The organism is Desulfofundulus salinus (genome assembly GCF_003627965.1).
GTDB classification, from domain to species: Bacteria; Bacillota; Desulfotomaculia; order Desulfotomaculales; family Desulfovirgulaceae; genus Desulfofundulus; species Desulfofundulus salinus.
This window is the reverse complement of sequence record NZ_RBWE01000001.1, coordinates 140,489-157,989: the sequence shown is the minus strand read 5'-3', so window position 1 is coordinate 157,989 and position 17,501 is coordinate 140,489. Positions and strand designations below refer to the sequence as shown.

Here is a 17,501-nt window from a genome sequence, read left to right as displayed (position 1 = left end):
TAGAAAGTGTTTCTTGTTGATTTCTTTCCACGTCTTACCTGGCAAGGGCTCTTCCTGCCGCCCATCCCCCCTTTGCCGTTTTTCCTGTCTCCTGGATCATCCGGGCTGCGATTGGTGCTGCCGCTTTGTTCCTCCGGGTGCAGTGGGCACCCTCATTAACCAGCGAGTCACCGAGGAAGGTATATTCTACATCGCCCGCCATAATTCCTCCTGGACTGGACGGGCTTTCCTCGGTTACCTGGTTAGTTAGACAACCGGAAGGGCGAAAAAGTTCCACCCGGAAGAAAAAAATTTTTTGATGGCCGCCGGCACAATGCAAACATCGATTGCCAAATGGTCTGCGTCAAGGGATATGTTTTTAAAGTTCGTCGCAGCAACACTCTGTTTGATGTATAACCAGAGCCGGGTGTGGTTTTCATGACCCGTGAAGTCCCTGTAGATGATTTACTCAAACTCCCGCCCGGTGAGCTGAAGCAGGTGCTGGATGTGCTTGTCGAAAAGCTTGTTGTCAGGCAGGATCTGGAACTGGCCAGGGAGATCATTGAGCAGTACAGGCCGGCTCTGGAGGAGCTGGCTTCCAGATGAAGTGGATAACCCCACAGGCTGTGGAAATGATACACGAAGAGGTTATCAGGATATTACTGGTGGTCTTGATGGTATCCGCAACCGCGATCCGGGTTGCGCACCCTTCTTTCCTATTGTTTACCGTATGAATTCATGCTAGACTATAGTAAGAAAACCACCAAAGGAGAGATGCATGTGGAGTTCGTATCTCCAACTCCTAAAGGTCAGGTGACAATTCCCAAACCCATCCGCGATGCCCTGGGTCTCACGCCCAAAACCAAACTGCGGGTGTATGCTGATAGGGGCAGAGTGGTTTTGGAACCTGTGTCTCCCCTGGATAGCCTTCTGGAGGAGCTGGAAGCCGAAGCCCGCCAGAAAGGATATACCAGAGAAGATCTGGAGCGGGAGGTCGAGGCCGTGCGGGAACAACTGATCAAGAAACTTTATCCGGCGGGAGATTAACTGTGCGAGTAATGCTTGATACCAACGTGCTCATCTCCGGCATGGTTTTTCTGGGCCGGAGCGACGCTTGCTGGAAGTCATTCGAGAAGATCATGTTCTCGTGGTTGACGATTTCCTCCTGGCGGAAACCCGGGAAGTGGCCGTCTGGATTGAAGAATGGCAAAGGGAATAGAGAGGCGGGGAGTGATTTCTGTGACCGGGACAGCACCCAGGGAATCTTCCCTCCGGGGTACACTGACTTACGGCGATTACCTGCAAATCGACGACGGGCGGCAGTACGAATTGATCGAGGGGGAACTGATTTTGACACCTTCTCCCGGTTTTTTGCACCAGCACATAGCGGCCGGCGTCGGCGGGCTTTTACGGGCTTACGTGGATAAGCACAACATGGGGCTGGTATTATTTGCACCTTTCGATGTGGTGCTGGCCGACAACCTGGTTCTGCAGCCGGACGTCCTCTACCTTTCCCGGGAGCGCTTTGACCTGCTCACTGAAAATTGCCTGAAAGGCGCGCCGGATCTGGTGGTGGAAGGGTTTTGCCGCCCACGGGGAAGAAATTGCCGCAGGCCGCCCACTCCCGGGCGGCCCTTTTTTACTACACAGGCCCCAGCGCGCCGAAGTTCACTATCTCCAGAATGTCCCCCCGGACCACCATGGCGTAAATGCCGTTTTTGGTGAGCAGGTCCACCGTGCTTCCGGCCATGTCCAGGGCAGCATAAATGGGCACAATTTTTTTGTCCCTTACTTCCGGGATAAACCCGGGCAGCTGGGAGAGCTTTTCCATAAAGTCGTGTACGTACTCCACCCGGTTGGGCGAGGCCTTCACCTCTACCACAAAGGCCAGGTCCCCGGCCAGGGCCAGGATATCTACCTCAAAGGTCCGGCCATCCCGGCGTATCTTCCGGCAGGGCATCACGTCTTTTACGACCACATGGAAGTATTTCTCTATGGCCAGGTCTATAGAAGGCACAAAAATATCTTCGATGAGAGTACCCATTTTACGGGCCAGTTCACCCCATTTTTTGTTTATCTCGTCCTTGAAAGCCTTCATCTCGTCTTTGAAAGCCTTCATCTCGTCCTTGAAGGCCTTCATCTCCGCTTTAAATTCTTCCATGCCCTCGGCCAGCTGCTTTAACTTGATCTCCGTCAGCCTTGACTCGTAAGCCAGCTCCATCATGGCCTTTTCCAGCGCGCTGAGCTTTTTGGCCACCGTGCTCAAAGGCAACACATCCTTTCAAGGGGGGGTGCCTCCATTAAATTAAAGTTGCCCGCACCTGTCATAATTTAATCTTATCATGAGAGAACACCTGCCACAACCACCGGAACACAGCAATATAGAAATTTTTGGGGGCGGAAAACCCGCCCCTTTTCTTTACTGTTCGGTTGATTCGGCGTTGATCACCCGCAGGATCGGTCCGCGCATGTAGATGTTGGGTCCCGGGACGAGGTAACCCTTCACCCGTATATTCCGGCCCAGGTGGGCATCGAGCCACAGGGAGAGGGCCTGGTCCGAACGGTCTGCAATCAACACGTAGTTCCTGTCTCCCACGAGCAGCTCGTAGTGCGGCCGCTCGACGGTGCTCATCACGAGCCTTCCTTCCAGGGTGACGGCTTCCTCGAAGAGTCCCAGCCGGTCGCCCAGGCGGGCCAGAAGCGTTGCACACTGCGCTCTGGTTACCATGGACCCGGGTGCAAACAACCGGTCGTCCACGCCCCGCATCAGACCGCGGGCATAAGCGGCGGCCACCGCCTGCCGCGCCCAGGGGGCTATTTCTTTCTCATCGGCAAAGTTTGCCGCAGGAGCACTGCCGGACAACCCGGACAGGCGCACCGCTACGGCGGCCATTTCCTGCCGGGTGAGGGTGGCGTCCGGCCGGAAGTTGCGCCCGTCACCCGCAAGCAGCCCGGCCCGGGCCGCCGCTTTCACCGCCCCGTAGTACCAGGCAGACGGTTTAACGTCGGCAAAGGTGGGGGCCTGCGGACGCACTTCGGAGAGGCCCAGGAGTTTCACCAGCAGCGCGGCCAGCTCGGCCCGGCTCACCGGTTTCCCGGGCCGGAAAGTGCCGTCCTCATAGCCGCCAATTATCCCCCGGGCGGCCATGAGCTCGATGTCCTTCTGCGCCCAGTGGGCGCCAGCGTCATTAAAGGTCTTTTTGAGAGCAAAGAGGGCATAGCTGGAGAAGTGGCTCAGTTCCACCACCACGGTGCCCTTTTCCCGGTTAAGCCTGCCGCCCACCGCCGCCCAGGTTCCGTCGTCGTTCTGCCGGAAAACCTGAAGCGTCCGCGGGTCCAGGCTTCCCAGCCTGGATGCATCGTATTTGATGCCGACCTTCACCGGTCTGGCCAGGGGAGTAGAAGTTTGGAAGCTCAGTACAGGGCTTGCCGCTATAGCTCCGGCAGGGGCACCGGCCGGAGTTTCCGCGGCCACCGCAACGGTCAGACTGGCATCTTTGGGCAAAGCACCGGCGGGAACATCTATGGCCACCAGGCCGTTTAAAACTTCCGCCTTTTGTGCTTCACCCGTGGCCTTTAGTTCAGCGGTTCCCGGGGAAGGTTCGACTTTGGGCTGCGGGGCCGGAGCACCGCCGCCACCTCCTCCACCGACGCTACCGCCACTGCTTCCGCCGCCGCTGCCGCCAGTGCCACCAGTGCTGCCGGTCTTTTGCAGGGCGTTGACGTGGTCCAGAGCCTGCTCCAGGTTCAGCGTGCCGCCAGAAGCCACCCTGGTATTCAGGCTGTCCAGGGAAGTAACACTTTGTTTCAATATACTGATTAACTGGCCGGGAGTAAGTTCAACCCCCAGGGTCCGGGCCCGCGAAAGGGCCAGCGCCGCCCCGCCGGATACAAAAGGCGCGGCCATGGAGGTGCCGTCCCAGGAAGCGTAAGGCCGGGGAAGTAAAGCAATTTTCGCGGCAGGTGAAGCCGTCAGGAAAAGTGAAAAGTATGCGGGAGCCGTAAATTCATAAGAAACTCCCTGGTACGGTTCCTCCAGGCCGTCGGCTGCCAGCAGGTTGTACGATTGACCGGTCATCTGAGCATGGAGATAATCCTTCACAAAATCCCCTGCGCCGGCAACTGCAGCCCACCCGCTTAAGAAAAGCCTGCCCCCGTTTTCCAGGTAGTTGGCCAGGTAAACCTGGTCGCTCACCGTCAGGTTCGGGCTGTCAACAACAAATCCAGAGCTCCCATCCCAGTGCCAGGCGCTCCCCGGCGCCAGGCCGGTAAACCAGAGCACACCAGCATAGACCGCCGCATCCACCGGCGGACAATCTTTTCCATAAGCTAACTGGCAGGTTGTGTAAACGTAGCCTGCCGTGGAGAGGGCGTTAAGATATAAGTTGCTTACATCGGGCAGAGTTAAAGACCAGTATGGCGTATTTATTTCTTCTCCCGACTGGTCGTCGTCCACCACCAGCAGGGGCCTGTCCATTGTTTCCTCAGGGGTTATGCCCAGGAAGTTGTATACAGCCCGCACCACACTGTCATAAACCGCACCGGCTGTACTCAGTGCCTCCGCGCCGAAACCCCACAGCACCGCCCTGCCCCCATAGATAGCGTCGTAAACCGCCAGGGCCACTCCAGCGTCACCAAAGGTGGGCACGGTGCTCAAGATACCCTCTCCCGGCGCGGCTAAAGCTACGGACTTCAACCCGTAGTTCGAGAAGTAAGCAAGACCTCCCCTATTGGAACCTGCTGGGTTTCCCAGTGCCGCCACGCTGATGATGTTGGGCAGGGCCGGATATGTAACGCCGTCTATCACGTTATCCATAGAGAAGCCGGCGGGATAATGCGGGCTGGTATCATTATCCTGCCCTTCGTTTCCGGCAGCAGCAACAAAAAGTATGTCCGGGTGATTTTTGACGGCATTGTACATGGACTGGTCAAATTGCGGGGTCTCAAAGCTCATGTTCACCACATTTGCCCCATTTTTTGCGGCATAATCGATAGCCGCCACAATGGCCTCCGTGGTGAAAACGCCGTTACGATCCGCCGCCTTGAGGGCCATAATCTTTACACCCGGAGCTACTCCAACAACACCCTTTCCATTGCCGGCAACGGCGGCGATGATCCCGGCCACATGGGTGCCGTGGCCCAGTTCGTCCATGGGATCGTTATCCGGCCGGGAATTGAGAAAGTCACTGCCAATGAAATCATATCCTGCCGTATCATCAACGTAACCGTTGCCGTCGTCGTCCGTGCCGTTATCAGCCTTTTCCCCGGTATTGCGCCAGATGTTATCCTTTAAATCAGGATGGTTATAGTCAACCCCGGTGTCAATAACGGCCACAATGATACCCTCTCCTGCAGCATCATTCCATACCCGGGGAGCCTTTGTGCCATAGACTTCATCCACCAGGCCCCATTGCAAGTTGTAGAGAGGGTCGTTTACGTTTACCTCACAAACGCGGTAGATGTAGTTCGGCTGCACATATTCCACCTGGGGGTCTTTTTTCAGGGCCTCTATAGCCTCTTGTACGTCCTCATTTGTTTTAAAAAGTGAAACCCCATTTGGCAGGGCTTTCTTTTCCGCCAGGCCCAGACCCCGGTGGGCGCTAAACAGCCGGCTTTTGGCTTCTGCCGTCTTAACCCCCGGCTTGAACTTGACGATCACCTCACCGGGCACATAGGGCGCCGGCGCCGCCTCCTTCCCGCCCTTCGCACCGGGCAGCAAGGGCAGAGGGCGCGCGGACGCCGGTCCGGCCACAGCCGCCAGCAGCAGCACGGCGGTCAAAATGGTGGCAATGGCCTTGCGAGAGTTCACCATGATGCGTCTCCTTTCTCCAACGTTGTTTCCACAGATATATTTCGACTGTTTCTATGATTTTCCTCCGTCACCAATCCGGATATTTTTAATGATACGCGGTAATCGGGGGCAAAAAGCGGCTCTTTTTATAGTTAATCAATTTTATTGTTTTCATAGTTAACTAATTGCCCGGTCAGGGGAAACATGGTACTATAGTATTATATATGAAATGGAACCGTAAGGCGCCCTGTTTGGAGGTAGTTTTCCTGCACGAAATTCAGGGAGTAAATGGTGGGGAATTACCTCCAAAATTGTGCGTGCCAGCGCGTATTTAGTATAGATACAAAATTTTTTGCCCCAAGCCGCTGCCGGCCGGAACTTTTGGCCGTAAAAAGGTGTCTAACAGGTAAGACGAGGTTTGGGGCATCTTTTAGGAGTGGCTTCCCCTTGGATGCCATCAAACACCTCATACAGCGTTCCCAGGAACAGGATCTGGTGGCTTTTGAGCAGCTGGTACAGATGTACCAGCAAAGGGTATACAGCTTGAGCTACCAGTTAACAGGCAACCATGCCGATGCCCAGGATCTGGCCCAGGAAGTTTTTATCCGGGCGTACCGCTCCCTTGGCAGCTTCCGTTTTGAGGCGGATTTCGGCACCTGGTTGCACCGCATTGCCGTCAACCTCTGGCTGAACATGAAACGGCGGCGCGGCAATGTGAACCTCATTTCACTGGACGAACCGGTACATACCGGTGACGGAGAAGTTCCCCGGGAGGTGGCGGCCGCTGCCGGCAACCCGGAGGAGGAGCTGGAGGAAAAGGAATTCCGGGGCCTGGTGGGCCGGGCCTTGAAGGAGCTGTCCGCCGAACAGCGGGCCGTGCTCATCCTGCGTGAAGTGGAAGGCTACAGCTATGATGAAATTGCCCGGATGCTTGATCTTTCCCTGGGTACGGTAAAATCCCGGCTGAACCGGGCGCGGGACGCCCTGAAGAAAAGAGTATCCGCCCTGGCGGAAGAAGCGGGAATGGCGTTACCGGGCGGGAAAAGCAAGCACGGGCGGGCGGTAGTCTTAAAAGAAGGTGCCGGCGCAGGCCGGACCAGGTGAGTTGCCTTTCCGGGGCATGTGGATGCGCGACAAGAAGGTGAACACCATGAAATGCCGGGAAGCGAGACAACTTTTTTACCCCTGGCTGGACGGGGAACTGGCAAAAGAAGAGGCCCGCCGGCTCCAGGAACACCTGCGGGAGTGTCCCGCCTGTGCCGGGGAACTGGCAGACTGGCAGGCCATAACCCTGGCGTTAAGGGGCATGTCCAGAGCGGTGGCGCCGCCGGAAGGGTTTAGCGCACAGGTAATGTCCCGGCTGAAGGAGTCCTTATCTGCCCAGGAGGCTTATAGCGCGAGCGAAGCCTCTGCCGGGCCGGAAGTGCCTGCCCGTCATGTGCATAAAGCAGCAGAACCGGCAGCCGCCGGTGGACTGCCCGGGGCGAAGGTTTTTCCTGCCGCCCAGGCGGGCGATTTTGGACGAAAAAAAGGCCATACCGCGCGGATATGGACGCCCGGAAGGTGGTGGCAGGGGCTTTCCGGCACCTGGCGCAAAGGAGTGGCGGCAGCGGCCGCCGCGGTCATATTGCTGGCGGGTTCCGCCAGCTTTGCCGCCCGTTACTGGTGGCCTCCGGCGGGGTTGAACGGTTTACCCGTGGTGGTGGATAACTCCGGGCAAAGTGAACAGACCCCGGGCAGCGGTAATGCAATAGTAAAGACGGATAAGCCGGGCGGGGATGTGCCGGCAAATTCAAACAACGAACCCCGGGAAACCCAAACCCCCGGTGAACGGGAAAACGCGCCCGCCGGGCCCCGTGACAGGGTCGATAAGACAAACAATGATGACAATCGTTTCCATGTGCCGGCTGCTCCCGGCCGGGCTGCAAACGGGGAAGGACAAAAGAGCCGGCCTGAACAGCCCCGGCAAAGTGACAACAAACAGGGCGTCGCCATCGCGGCAAACACCGGACAATCTGTAAGCAGCAAGGCTGGCAGCGGTGTTGCCATTGAACCGCGTGTATTCCTGAACCAGACCCGCACCATTGAAAGTACGCTGTTAAAGGTGCAGGTGGCCGACCTGCAGGCGGCGAAAAAGACACTGCTGGCCGCAGCGGGAGGTAGCAGCTACCAGAGCTTCGGCCGGCAGCGGGTGGATGGGCATACGGTGGAAATCCTGCGCTTTGTGGTTCCGGTGGAGCGGGCCACGTCCTTCACCGCCACGGCCTCCGGCCTGGGGCGGGTGATGGACCGGCAGCAGCAGAGCCAGGACATTTCCCAGCAGTTCGCCTCCACCCTGGACCGCTACCAGGCCCTCATAGCCAAACGCAACCAGACCACTGACGGGGCCGAAGCGGACGCCCTGGATCAACAGATCAAGTCCCTGGAACAGCAGCTGGCCGCGTGGGACCAGGAAGCCGGCCAGCAGGTAGTGGTGGTGTGGCTGCAGGAGTAGTCATTGAATTTTAAACCGGGTTCAGCTTAATGTTGAACCCGGTTTTTTATTGACTTTCAAAGCTGGAGAAGTTTAAAACATATGTAAGGAAATCTTTCCATATAAGGAGTAAGAAAAGCCTCAGCTGGAGGCAGTTATCAGTGCACGCAAACGCCAGGCAATTACCGCCGCCTGGGCGCGGGTGAGGGGCTCTACCGGGCCGAAGCGCCCATCGGGGTACCCAACCATCAGCCGCGAGGCAGAAACCAGGATTACGGAAGGGCGCACCCAGTCCGGCACGGCGTCCCAGTCCCGGTAAGCGGGTAAAGAGCCCGTCCCTGCCATGGCTGGATCACCCGAACCGCCCGCGGCGACCGGCTGCCGGAGCTGAGCAGCAACGGCAGCTGCATCTCCCGTTTCTCCGGAAGCGCCTCCGTGGGCGGCGGAAGCACCTGTGTTTCGTATATGGCGGTCTGCCCCGGTATTGCCAGCTTCCCCGCCCTCTCCAACCAGGCCGGTCACCTGCAGCACCCGGGCCAGGATGGCCGCCGCTTCCGCCCGGTTGACCGGCCGGTCCGGTTTAAAGGTTCCATCCGGGTAGCCGGAAACGATGCCCCGGAGGATGGCTTCCCGGATTCCTTTTTCAGCCCAGGACGGCAGGTCGGAGGGCGCGGAATTTGCGGCCCGGCCGTCGTTGTCGTTACCCGGCCCATGTGCCGGAACATTTCCGGAAGAAGATGGCAGTTGACCCGCCGGCGGGGGCTCCGCCTCAACTGGAAGGTGCGATTCTTTGAGCACCCGCACCAGCATCAGGGTGAACTCCGCCCGGGTGACCGTCTTTTCGGGGTGGAATTTCCCGCCGGGATAGCCGCCGACCAGCCCCAGCTGAGCCAGTTCCCCGATTTCCTTTCTCGCCCAGTGGCCCTGCAGGTCGCTGAACAGGGCCTCCAGGGAGACGGTCAGGTATTCGCCGGCCACGCCCCCATTGCGCCGGTCCACGGCCACCAGCAGGATGGTGTCACCGGTATTCCGGGGCAGACGGGTTTCGAAGTAACCCCGGACATCGGGGGAGACAAGCAGTGGGGCGCCTTCTTGCAGATATATATATATTTTGTCGGCCGAGGTTTTGCCCTGAACTACAAAACCATTACCTGCCGGCAGGCAGGCAGCCTGCAAGGAAGGAGCAGGTACCCCCTCGCGGGAGCGAGCGTTGATGGCCGCCATCACCCCTGTTTCTCCCTGGAGGCCGGCCAGAATGGTGAATTCCACCTCTTCCCCGGGCAGGAGGTCTTCCACGCCCACGGGATAGCCGTTTTTGGTGATCAGGGTGCGGGAGGAAAGGCGACCTTCCTGATCCCCGGAGAAATTAACCGTTCCCCGGCCAGGGTCCACCCCGGCCAGCCGGGCGTTACCGCTGGCGGCTACTTCGGCCACATCGACCCGCAGGGCGCAGCTCGCATCCCCGGCCATGATCACGCGTACCCATTCCCCGGACAGCAATGAGGACGGTTCATTGGGCCGGCCCCAGCGGAAAAAGAGGGTGTCCGGGGTAATGGCCAGGGAGCGCATTTTATTCCGGCTGTCCACCAGAAGAATGGTTCTGTCTTCTTCTTTATAAAAAACTACCTGCCCGTAGATCACCTGCCGGTGGGCGTCTATGGATATGGCCTGGTCGCCCGCCAAAAGCAGGCATACATGGTCTCCCGGAGCGATATCGCCGGGGGAGGCGGCCCTCCCGTCCAGGGTTACCGGAAGGCCGGGCATGAGCCGGTAACGCCCCGCCCCCTGGAGCTTCAACCAGCTCCGGCCGGGATCCATCTCTTCCACAGTGCCCACGGCCAGGGTGCGCTGCACCCCCAGGTAGACCACTTCGTCCTGGCCCGGGGAAAGCATCAGCCTTACTTTCATCCCCGGGGCCAGTTGAGACGGGTCCCCGGTTACCGGATAACCGTAGGGCAAATCCTCCGGGCTGGCGGAAGCCAGCCGGTCGTCAAAGGCGTAAGTGGCGCCGGCAGCCAGCCGGTAGGGCTGCTGCCGCCCCAGCAGGTAAATTTGCCTGTGCTCCAGATCCACCCGGTCAATAATGCCTTCCTCTTCCCGGAACCAGACCCATACCCGCCAGGCCATCTGGGTGGTGGGATTGATGGAGGCCCACAGGCGTACGCCCGGGGGAATATCCCGCACACCAGCCGGGCTATCGTTGACCCACAGGGGGCTTTCTGCCCGCCGGTCCAGGTAGAAGCCCCCTTCCCGCGCCCCGGGGCTGGCCTCCTGGAGCAGGGTTCCGGAGGCCAGGGGCAGCAGCTCCGCCGCATTTTGCCGCCAGACGCTGCCTGCAAGATAGAGAATGCGGTTGCCGTCACCTAAATAGACTTCCGCGCCGGGCAGGGCGTGATTGATGGTCCAGGGCGGGGTTTTGCTGCCCAGGGCAATGCGTCCCTGCTCGGGGAATACCGCCGTGGTACCGTCGGTAAAGCGTACCTGGCGGCTTTTTTCATCCGCAGCGGCAATAACCTTTTTGGCCAGGGGCTGGCCGTAAACCAGGGCGAAATCCTGCCCGGGCGGTGAGGAGGGTTTTGCGCCCCGGCGTACGTCCGTACCCCGCACTATAACCGTATATGTACCCCTGGCGGGGTGTGATATCAACACCTGTTCCACATTGTTGCGGTCGTCCCGCCCGCCCCCACCCTTAGCGTTGCCCAGGTATTCCCTGCCGTCCGGGCCGACCACCACCAGGTCCAGGTCGTTGACCAGCGCCCGGCCCGCTCCCGGCTCGGCGGGAGGGTCGGTCCAGGCCAGGGTGGCCTTGAAGGGGCGGGAGGTATCTTCCACCGTGAACCGGTAGGTCTTACTGTCCCCAGCGGCCAGGGGAGCGGATTCATCGGCGTAAAGGAAGGTCTTTTCCGCGAGCCCCAGCACCGTGGCGGTTAGATCCAGGCGGCCGAACCCCGCCCCTTCCCCGTCCATAGGGGCGGCTCCGTTGATCAGGGCCGCTTTGAGCAGGGCCGCCGAAGGCGCCTTTAATCCCTCCTGCTGGAAGTACTGCCGCAAAAGGGCGGCCGCCCCGCCGGTGACGGCCGCCGCCATGCTGGTTCCCTGTAAACGGGTGTACTGCGGGTTGGCCGGGAAATTCCCCTTTACCAGGGGGGAACGGGCCGAAACAATACCCGTCCCCGGGGCCACCAGGTCGGGGCGAATACGCCCGTCTTTGGCCGGCCCCCGGCTGGAAAAGGAGGCCACTTCCCCCGCATTGTCGCTGGCGGGCCCGAAGGAGGGACGCACACTTTCGCTGGCCCCTACCACCAGGGCGTTTTTGCTGTTGGCCTCGGCAGTGAGGGTCCCGGCGCCCGGCCCGGAGTTGCCCGCACCGAAGATAACCAGGAAGTCCGGGTTTTGCCGCACAAAGGCGTCGGTCTGGGCGGCACTGCTCAGGTAGGCGTTCACGGGAATGCCCCAGCCGTCCACGTGAATGCGGGCGGCCGCCGCGTAGGCCGGGCGGAACAGGGCCGTCAGGTCCGCCGGGGGATCGATCTTCCCCTCTTTATTGAGAATGCCCTGAAAATAAAGGCTGGCCCCCGGAGCCAGGCCGGCAAACTGGCCCCCGGAAGCGGCACCGGTGCCGGCTATGGTGGCGGCCATGTGGGTGCCGTGCCCTACCGGGTCATCGGCCCTGGCGCGGCCGGACCATGATTTGAGCATGATTACCTTTGGTTTTTGCCCGGGTATGTCTTTCAAGTCCGGGTGCAGGTTCTCCAGATCGCCGTCTCCCAGGCCACTGTCGGCCAGGGCCACCACCTGACCGGCGCCGTTTAAACCGCCGGGGGCAACAAACCCCGGAGCCTGCAGGGGGCTTGCGCCCACTATGCCGGCCCCCCGGTCGTTTAAGAAACGTGGGGCGGTATATGGTTCGATGCGCAGCACCAGGGGAGAGGAAGCCAGTCCGGGCAGTTCGCGTTTGGGCAGGCGCGCCCGCAGCACGCTCCCCTCTTCATTTAGCCCCCGCAATACCTCTCCCCCGCGGGTTTTCACCAGTGCGGCCAGGCCATCCTTGTCCCGGGGGTGAAAAACCACCAGGTTGACGGTAATCTGGCCGCCGCCAGCTCCTCCCGCCGTGCCGGAAGCGCCGCCTTCCGGTGCGGGGGCTGGATCAGGGGGTTTCGCAGCGTCCCGGGCGGGAGTTTCCAGAGCTTTCTTTTCATCCGCATATAAACCGGCCTGAACCAGGGTTTTTAATTTTTCCTCCGGTGCATACGGCTTTACTTCCTTTATATAAGGCAATGCCGCCAGGTCCTTCACCCGTTTTGCGGAACAGCGCACCAGAAGTGATCCGCCGCCGGTGACATCACCCACTTCCGCCAGCCGGCGCAGCTGCTCCAGCTCAGCCGGCTGCAGGTGCCGGGAAAGGCATAAAGAATACAGGCCCAGGTCGTCCGGGCCGGCGTCGATGACCCGTTCATCGTTGCCGCCGCCGGGAAGGGCGTCAGGTGCTCCGGCATCGGCCCGGTTCTTCGCCTCTTCCACGCCCGGCAGGGCACAGGCAAAAAGCAAACCAATCCCCGCTGCCAGGAAAAGCAAAACCGCCGGCAGACGGTAGCGCTGAAACCATTTACGCATGATCCGGTCTCCTTGAAAAGAGCAGGGCTTATTTCCTGTTCCTGACTGAAATGAAAGTTCTACATAGAAAATGACTTTCCTGCCGGTAAAAATAAATACTTAAATTTCTTAACTATCAGCCACCCCTCCCCTCTTCTGACCTCCAACATTAAGACGTTTTTTTGGGGTAAAAGGTTTCACCGGGAAGGGTTAGGAGCAAAAAAATTTTTACACATGGTTCTTGACTGATAAGAAAGGTGATGATATCCTACATGCAAGAATGTATTACCAAGGGGATGATTATTATGAGCGAACTTTACATCGCCAGGATAACCACAAAAGGACAGGTAACCCTTCCCCTGGAGTTGAGGAAATTCCTGAACATCAAAAAAGGGGACTACATTCTTTTTGAGAAGAAGGGTTCCCGCGTGGAAATAAAGAAAATGGTGCCGCCCAATGATTTCGATGATTTTGCCAGACCGATCAGGGAAAGATTTAAAAGGGAAGGTATAACCCCTGATGATGTCGAGGCGGCCATCAAATGGGCACGAGGCGTCACAGAATGAGGATAACGGTGGATACCAATGTCTTCATTTCAGCCCTGGGCTGGAAGGGTGCAGAGGCCGCCGTTGTCGAGATGGTGTTGGAGTCAAAATTGGAGCTCTGCCTTTCCGCGCAGATTTTAAGCGAGTTTTACCGTGTAACCCAATATCCCAAGTTTGGTTTCAAGGATGAGGAAATTGACGGGTTTATAGGTAGGCTATTGCCGGTAATTATCTTTGTCCGGCCGGTACAAAAGGTGGATATAATTACAGCGGACCCGGACGATAACATGGTTCTCGAATGCGCCATAGCCGGAAGGGCCAGTTACATTGTCACCGGTGACAAGCATCTCTTACAGTTAGGAGAGTATGCTGGAATAAAAATAGTAAGGGCGTCTGAGTTATTGCAGGAAATTTTGAAACCATAGGCCGTCATTTTCCGTGGAAAAGGACGGCCTTTTCACGCCCAGACCTTCTCCAGTTCCACCACCAGACCGGGAAAGAGTTCCGGGGTAAACCGGGCGTTTTGCTCACCCTCCGGCGGGTCAACCACCGGCTTTCCGGCCGGCGGCCGCCACCTACCCGATCTTCTTTAAATTTAACAGCCGCTTTTTGCGTTGAGAGTTGGCGCTGAGGACGTTTAACATGGAGAGCGCCCGGCCCGTTCCCAGGGCAACACAGGAGAGGGGGTCTTCGGCTATATGTACCGGCACGCCCGTCTCCCGGCTCAACAGGGTGTCGATGCCGTGCAGCAGCGCCCCGCCCCCCGTCAGGACGATGCCCTTGTCCACTATATCAGCGGCCAGTTCCGGGGGGGTGTGCTCCAGCACTTCTTTCACCGCGCCCACCACCGCCTCCAGGCTCTCGGAAATGGCTTCGTGAACCTGATGGGTGGTGATGACTACCGCCCGGGGCAGGCCGGATACCAGATCCCGCCCGCGGACTTCCATTTCCCGCCGGGGTGCATTCCCTGGGTCAGCACTGCCGATATTGATTTTGATCTCCTCACCACTGCGCTCCCCGATGGCCAGGTTGAACACCCGGCGCACGTAGCGCACAATGGCCTCGTCAAACCTGTCCCCACCCACCCGCAGGGACCGGCTGCATACCACCCCGCCCAGCGAAAGAACGGCCACATCGGTGGTGCCGCCGCCGATATCCACCACCATGGTCCCGGTGGGTTCGGAAATGTCCAGCCCTGCCCCCAGGGCCGCTGCCAGCGGCTCCTCGATGACGTAGGCCTGCCTGGCACCGGCCTGGATGGCCGCCTGGCGCACGGCCCGTTCCTCCACACTGGTCACGCCGGAGGGAATGCAGACCATTACCCGGGGGCGGAAAAGGACTTTTTTCCCGCCGGCCCGGCTGATGAAGTAGCGCAGCATTTTTTCCGTCACGTCATAGTCGGCAATGACGCCGTCCCGTAAAGGTCGCATGGCCACAATGTTGCCGGGGGTGCGGCCCAGCATGCGCCGGGCCTCGGAACCCACCGCGATGACCTGGGCATTTTCTTTGTTTATGGCCACCACCGAGGGTTCCCGCAGGACAATGCCTTTTCCCTTTACGTAAACCAGCACATTGGCGGTACCCAGATCGATGCCGATGTCGTTGTTTAAGCCGAGCATGGGGCGGTCTCCTTTCTTACTTCAACCACGTAGTCAGCTAAAAAGGGCCTGCCCGGCCTGTCCCCCTTGTAATGCGGGCCGGGGGTAGGGTCTTTATTCCCGGCAGGCATGTTTGGTAGGTTTCTACATATTCAGCCAAATTCCTCTAGCCCGGCTGAAAAATTTTATGTTTCCCTGTATTTTTTCCGGGTTGCTTCGCCCCCCCTTAAATGCCGCTCGGCCTTATTTTGTTCCAGGATGGCCCTTACTTCCTGGGCCAGTTTTTTATTCAAAGAAGGCAGTCTTTCGGTCATGTCCTTGTGCACGGTGCTTTTGCTTACCTGAAACACCTGTGCGGCCTGGCGTACGGTGGCCCTGGTCTCCAGGATATAGGCGCAAATGTCCAGCACCCTTTTCTGGATGTATTCCTGCATTGCCCTACCTCCCCGGCTTGGTACCTGATAAAATATATATGCGCCGGGAGCAGGGAAATTGCCAAAAACCACGCGCCGGGCAGGACCGCTACTGACGCTACACAGAGTCAGACCTTTTTCCAACCTGGCCTGTTTTGGCTCTCGCTCGCTCCAGTGGGCCTCGCGGGCCAAACTAATGCTCAGCTCAAAGCTACCGGTGAATGTTTTCAACCAGGTACCCGGCCGGGTTCCGGGCAGCACCGTCTTTGAGCAGGATAAATTCCAGCACTTTCCCGGACCGGGGCAGGGTGCCCAGGGGAGCCCGGGCGCTCAGGTGCTGCCCGGCCTTCACCTGCACTTCCCCCAGGCCCTTGTAGACCGTCTGCCAGCCATAACCGTGGTCGATGGTCACGGTATAGCTAAAGGGAACCGGGTGGCTTGAAGCTCCCTTAACATTTTCCCCATCGATTTGGCCGACGGCCGCCCCCGGCTCCACCGCCCTGACCGTCCCGGGAGCCGCCGCTGTTACCAGGGCACCGGCACCGGCGCTAAAGGCCACCGATTGGTTGAATCGAAAGTCACCGTAGACTTCGGAATAGCCCCACCCGTATGCTTGAACGATCTGGCCGTCCACCGGGAGGTAAATCTTAAACCGGCCACTGTCATCCCCGGCCAATGTTTTTCCGTCAGCTGGTTGAGTTGTTTCCGAAAGTTGGGAGTGCATCAGCTGCACCCCCCGGTCTTTACCCGGAGCCGGTACTGGAATTGAACCCGTGGGCTGCCAGGTACTCAACATGGCCCAGAGCAAAACCATCACCAGGGTAATAACCACGGTGCTCACCACCGCATAGCGCAGCCAGTTGCCCAGCAGCCACCGGCGCAGCCAACGGCGGTATTTTTCCACCGGATCCTGTTCGGAAAGGCGTTTACCAAACGGCCACAATGTAATCACTCCCGACAAAAGCTTTACAAAGCTTTTAGGAGTATTGTGACCATTTGGTTATTAATTTATTCGGGTAATCTCCACTCCGGTGTAGTAATGCTTCAGTATGCGGTCAAAAGTGTAACCGTGCCCAGCCAGACCCTTTGCCCCGTACTGGCACATACCCACGGCATGGCCGTAGCCCCGGGTGGTAATCTCCACACGATCGCCCTTCAAGGTCATGGTAAAATCGGTGGAACGCAGGCCCAGGCGGTCCCGTACCACCGTAGCCGCCACTTTCTTCTCCCCAATGCGGACCGTTTTGGGACGGCCGGCGGGAGTGCGTTCCAATACCTCAAGAAAAATTTTTTCACCGGCACGGCCGCCGGCAGCTACCGGCAGTACCTCCAGGTTCACGCCCAGGGCCCGGTCCACCTGGGCCAGGGGCAGGCTCACCGTGCGCACGGGTTCCGGATCGGCGTCGTGGGGGCAGGGCACCCCTACCAGGTAGGGCAGGTCGGCCGCCCACACTGCGGAGGCGCTTTCCGTGCCACGCCCGCCGCAGGATGCATGGTAGGCGGCGTCGATAAGCTGCCCTTCGTAGGTGAGGACCATGCCCCGGGTTTCATCGACCGCCTTTTTAATCTTGTAATAGTACTCGTAATAACGGAGGGTGCCCCAGCGCCGGCGCATCTCCTCCCGGGAAATCCAGGCCTGCCCGTGGGTATGGTCATCGCAGACGTCGGCCCCGGGGTGGTCGTTATTTATTACCCCGCCGGCGGTCAGCCGGCGCACGATATAGGTGCGGGCGGCCACCGCCTGGGCCTTCAGGGCCTCTACGGGGAAGGCGGCCGGCATTTCGGCGGCCACCACCCCGGTGACGTATTCTTCCAGGGGGATTTCCTCGATCCGTCCGGTGCTGTGGACGTAAAGGCGTACCCGGGTCTCCCTTTCCTGGATCCGGACCGGCGAAAGGTAATTCACCAGCACGGGCAGGCCCATGGTGAGGGACAGCATAATACAGATCAAGCCCAGCAGCAGCCTGCGCACCGTCTCCACCTCCCCTGTCCACCTGTTGAAATTTATATGCTCCGGGCGCGGCGGACATGCCTTCAGGGTCCGGGTCGTACTTATCCCCCATTGTTGCCTAAAAATTTCCTGTTCATACCGGGCGGGCGTAATTATTC

Annotated in this window: 15 protein-coding genes; 7 read left to right on the top strand and 8 right to left on the bottom strand. The window is 59.0% G+C overall.

The window, feature by feature from the left end; translation table 11 throughout:
• Window positions 1-34: 34 nt before the first annotated feature.
• Window positions 35-202, bottom strand: a complete 168-nt coding sequence (locus D7024_RS14885) for a hypothetical protein (protein WP_166344736.1) — start codon at window positions 200-202, stop codon at window positions 35-37.
• 215 nt (window positions 203-417) lie between these two features.
• Here D7024_RS14885 and D7024_RS14635 point away from each other — a divergent pair, with 215 nt between their 5' ends.
• The 3 genes from D7024_RS14635 (at window position 418) to D7024_RS00805 (ending at window position 1,704) form a co-directional block, all read left to right on the top strand.
• Complete coding sequence (locus D7024_RS14635) at window positions 418-585, top strand: hypothetical protein (protein ID WP_165859217.1); 168 nt, start codon at window positions 418-420, stop codon at window positions 583-585.
• A 174-nt stretch (window positions 586-759) separates the two neighbouring features.
• Window positions 760-1,026: an AbrB/MazE/SpoVT family DNA-binding domain-containing protein gene (locus D7024_RS00810; protein WP_242655842.1), complete on the top strand. Its 267-nt coding sequence runs from the start codon at window positions 760-762 to the stop codon at window positions 1,024-1,026.
• A gap of 192 nt (window positions 1,027-1,218) precedes the next feature.
• Window positions 1,219-1,704: a Uma2 family endonuclease gene (locus D7024_RS00805; protein WP_243113639.1), complete on the top strand. Its 486-nt coding sequence runs from the start codon at window positions 1,219-1,221 to the stop codon at window positions 1,702-1,704.
• On the opposite strand, the gene D7024_RS00800 is transcribed toward D7024_RS00805, so the two are convergent.
• Together D7024_RS00800 and D7024_RS00795 are read right to left on the bottom strand one after the other, a co-directional pair.
• Complete coding sequence (locus tag D7024_RS00800) at window positions 1,622-2,245, bottom strand: NERD domain-containing protein (RefSeq protein WP_121450120.1); 624 nt, start codon at window positions 2,243-2,245, stop codon at window positions 1,622-1,624. The two genes, D7024_RS00805 and D7024_RS00800, sit on opposite strands and share 83 nt — an antisense overlap.
• Before the next feature lie 153 nt (window positions 2,246-2,398).
• Window positions 2,399-5,791, bottom strand: coding sequence for a S8 family serine peptidase (locus D7024_RS00795; protein WP_121450119.1), 3,393 nt, complete (start codon window positions 5,789-5,791; stop codon window positions 2,399-2,401).
• A 426-nt stretch (window positions 5,792-6,217) separates the two neighbouring features.
• Between D7024_RS00795 and D7024_RS00790 the strand changes: the two genes are divergently transcribed.
• Window positions 6,218-6,874, top strand: a complete 657-nt coding sequence (locus D7024_RS00790; RefSeq protein ID WP_121450118.1) for a sigma-70 family RNA polymerase sigma factor — start codon at window positions 6,218-6,220, stop codon at window positions 6,872-6,874.
• Between the two features lie 22 nt (window positions 6,875-6,896).
• Entirely contained in the window at window positions 6,897-8,264 is a 1,368-nt protein-coding gene (locus D7024_RS00785; protein WP_165859216.1) for an anti-sigma factor family protein, read from the top strand.
• Between the two features lie 120 nt (window positions 8,265-8,384).
• Here D7024_RS00785 and D7024_RS15295 read toward each other — a convergent pair whose 3' ends face one another.
• Window positions 8,385-12,857 carry a S8 family serine peptidase gene (locus D7024_RS15295; protein ID WP_121450116.1) on the bottom strand — a complete coding sequence of 1,491 codons (4,473 nt, stop codon included), beginning with the start codon at window positions 12,855-12,857 and terminating at the stop codon, window positions 8,385-8,387.
• A 284-nt stretch (window positions 12,858-13,141) separates the two neighbouring features.
• Here D7024_RS15295 and D7024_RS00775 point away from each other — a divergent pair, with 284 nt between their 5' ends.
• Together D7024_RS00775 and D7024_RS00770 are read left to right on the top strand one after the other, a co-directional pair.
• On the top strand, window positions 13,142-13,402 hold the full coding sequence (locus D7024_RS00775) for an AbrB/MazE/SpoVT family DNA-binding domain-containing protein (protein WP_034634349.1): 261 nt from the start codon (window positions 13,142-13,144) through the stop codon (window positions 13,400-13,402).
• Window positions 13,399-13,806, top strand: coding sequence for a putative toxin-antitoxin system toxin component, PIN family (locus tag D7024_RS00770; RefSeq protein WP_121450115.1), 408 nt, complete (start codon window positions 13,399-13,401; stop codon window positions 13,804-13,806). Before D7024_RS00775 ends, D7024_RS00770 begins: the two co-directional genes overlap by 4 nt.
• Window positions 13,807-13,956: 150 nt before the next feature.
• Here the strand turns inward: D7024_RS00770 and D7024_RS00760 are convergent, their stop codons facing one another.
• The 4 genes from D7024_RS00760 to spoIID form a co-directional block, all read right to left on the bottom strand.
• Entirely contained in the window at window positions 13,957-15,000 is a 1,044-nt protein-coding gene (locus D7024_RS00760) for a rod shape-determining protein (protein WP_121450114.1), read from the bottom strand.
• 164 nt (window positions 15,001-15,164) lie between these two features.
• A complete protein-coding gene (gene spoIIID, locus D7024_RS00755; RefSeq protein WP_121450113.1) occupies window positions 15,165-15,413 on the bottom strand; it encodes a sporulation transcriptional regulator SpoIIID in 249 nt (82 codons plus the stop codon).
• Window positions 15,414-15,603: 190 nt separating this feature from the next.
• Window positions 15,604-16,335 carry a murein hydrolase activator EnvC family protein gene (locus D7024_RS00750; RefSeq protein WP_121450112.1) on the bottom strand — a complete coding sequence of 244 codons (732 nt, stop codon included), beginning with the start codon at window positions 16,333-16,335 and terminating at the stop codon, window positions 15,604-15,606.
• Window positions 16,336-16,395: 60 nt separating this feature from the next.
• Window positions 16,396-17,364, bottom strand: coding sequence for a stage II sporulation protein D (gene spoIID, locus D7024_RS00745; protein ID WP_121452398.1), 969 nt, complete (start codon window positions 17,362-17,364; stop codon window positions 16,396-16,398).
• Window positions 17,365-17,501: the final 137 nt, after the last annotated feature.

Bases quoted from the DNA above. Each gene is read 5' to 3' on its own strand.
- D7024_RS14885 (WP_166344736.1), bottom strand. From the start codon at position 202: ATGGCGGGCGATGTAGAATATACCTTCCTCGGTGACTCGCTGGTTAAT.
- D7024_RS14635 (WP_165859217.1), top strand. From the start codon at position 418: ATGACCCGTGAAGTCCCTGTAGATGATTTACTCAAACTCCCGCCCGGT.
- D7024_RS00795 (WP_121450119.1), bottom strand. From the start codon at position 5,791: ATGGTGAACTCTCGCAAGGCCATTGCCACCATTTTGACCGCCGTGCTG.
- D7024_RS00785 (WP_165859216.1), top strand. From the start codon at position 6,897: ATGCGCGACAAGAAGGTGAACACCATGAAATGCCGGGAAGCGAGACAA.
- D7024_RS15295 (WP_121450116.1), bottom strand. From the start codon at position 12,857: ATGCGTAAATGGTTTCAGCGCTACCGTCTGCCGGCGGTTTTGCTTTTC.
- D7024_RS00775 (WP_034634349.1), top strand. From the start codon at position 13,142: ATGAGCGAACTTTACATCGCCAGGATAACCACAAAAGGACAGGTAACC.
- D7024_RS00770 (WP_121450115.1), top strand. From the start codon at position 13,399: ATGAGGATAACGGTGGATACCAATGTCTTCATTTCAGCCCTGGGCTGG.
- D7024_RS00760 (WP_121450114.1), bottom strand. From the start codon at position 15,000: ATGCTCGGCTTAAACAACGACATCGGCATCGATCTGGGTACCGCCAAT.
- spoIIID (WP_121450113.1), bottom strand. From the start codon at position 15,413: ATGCAGGAATACATCCAGAAAAGGGTGCTGGACATTTGCGCCTATATC.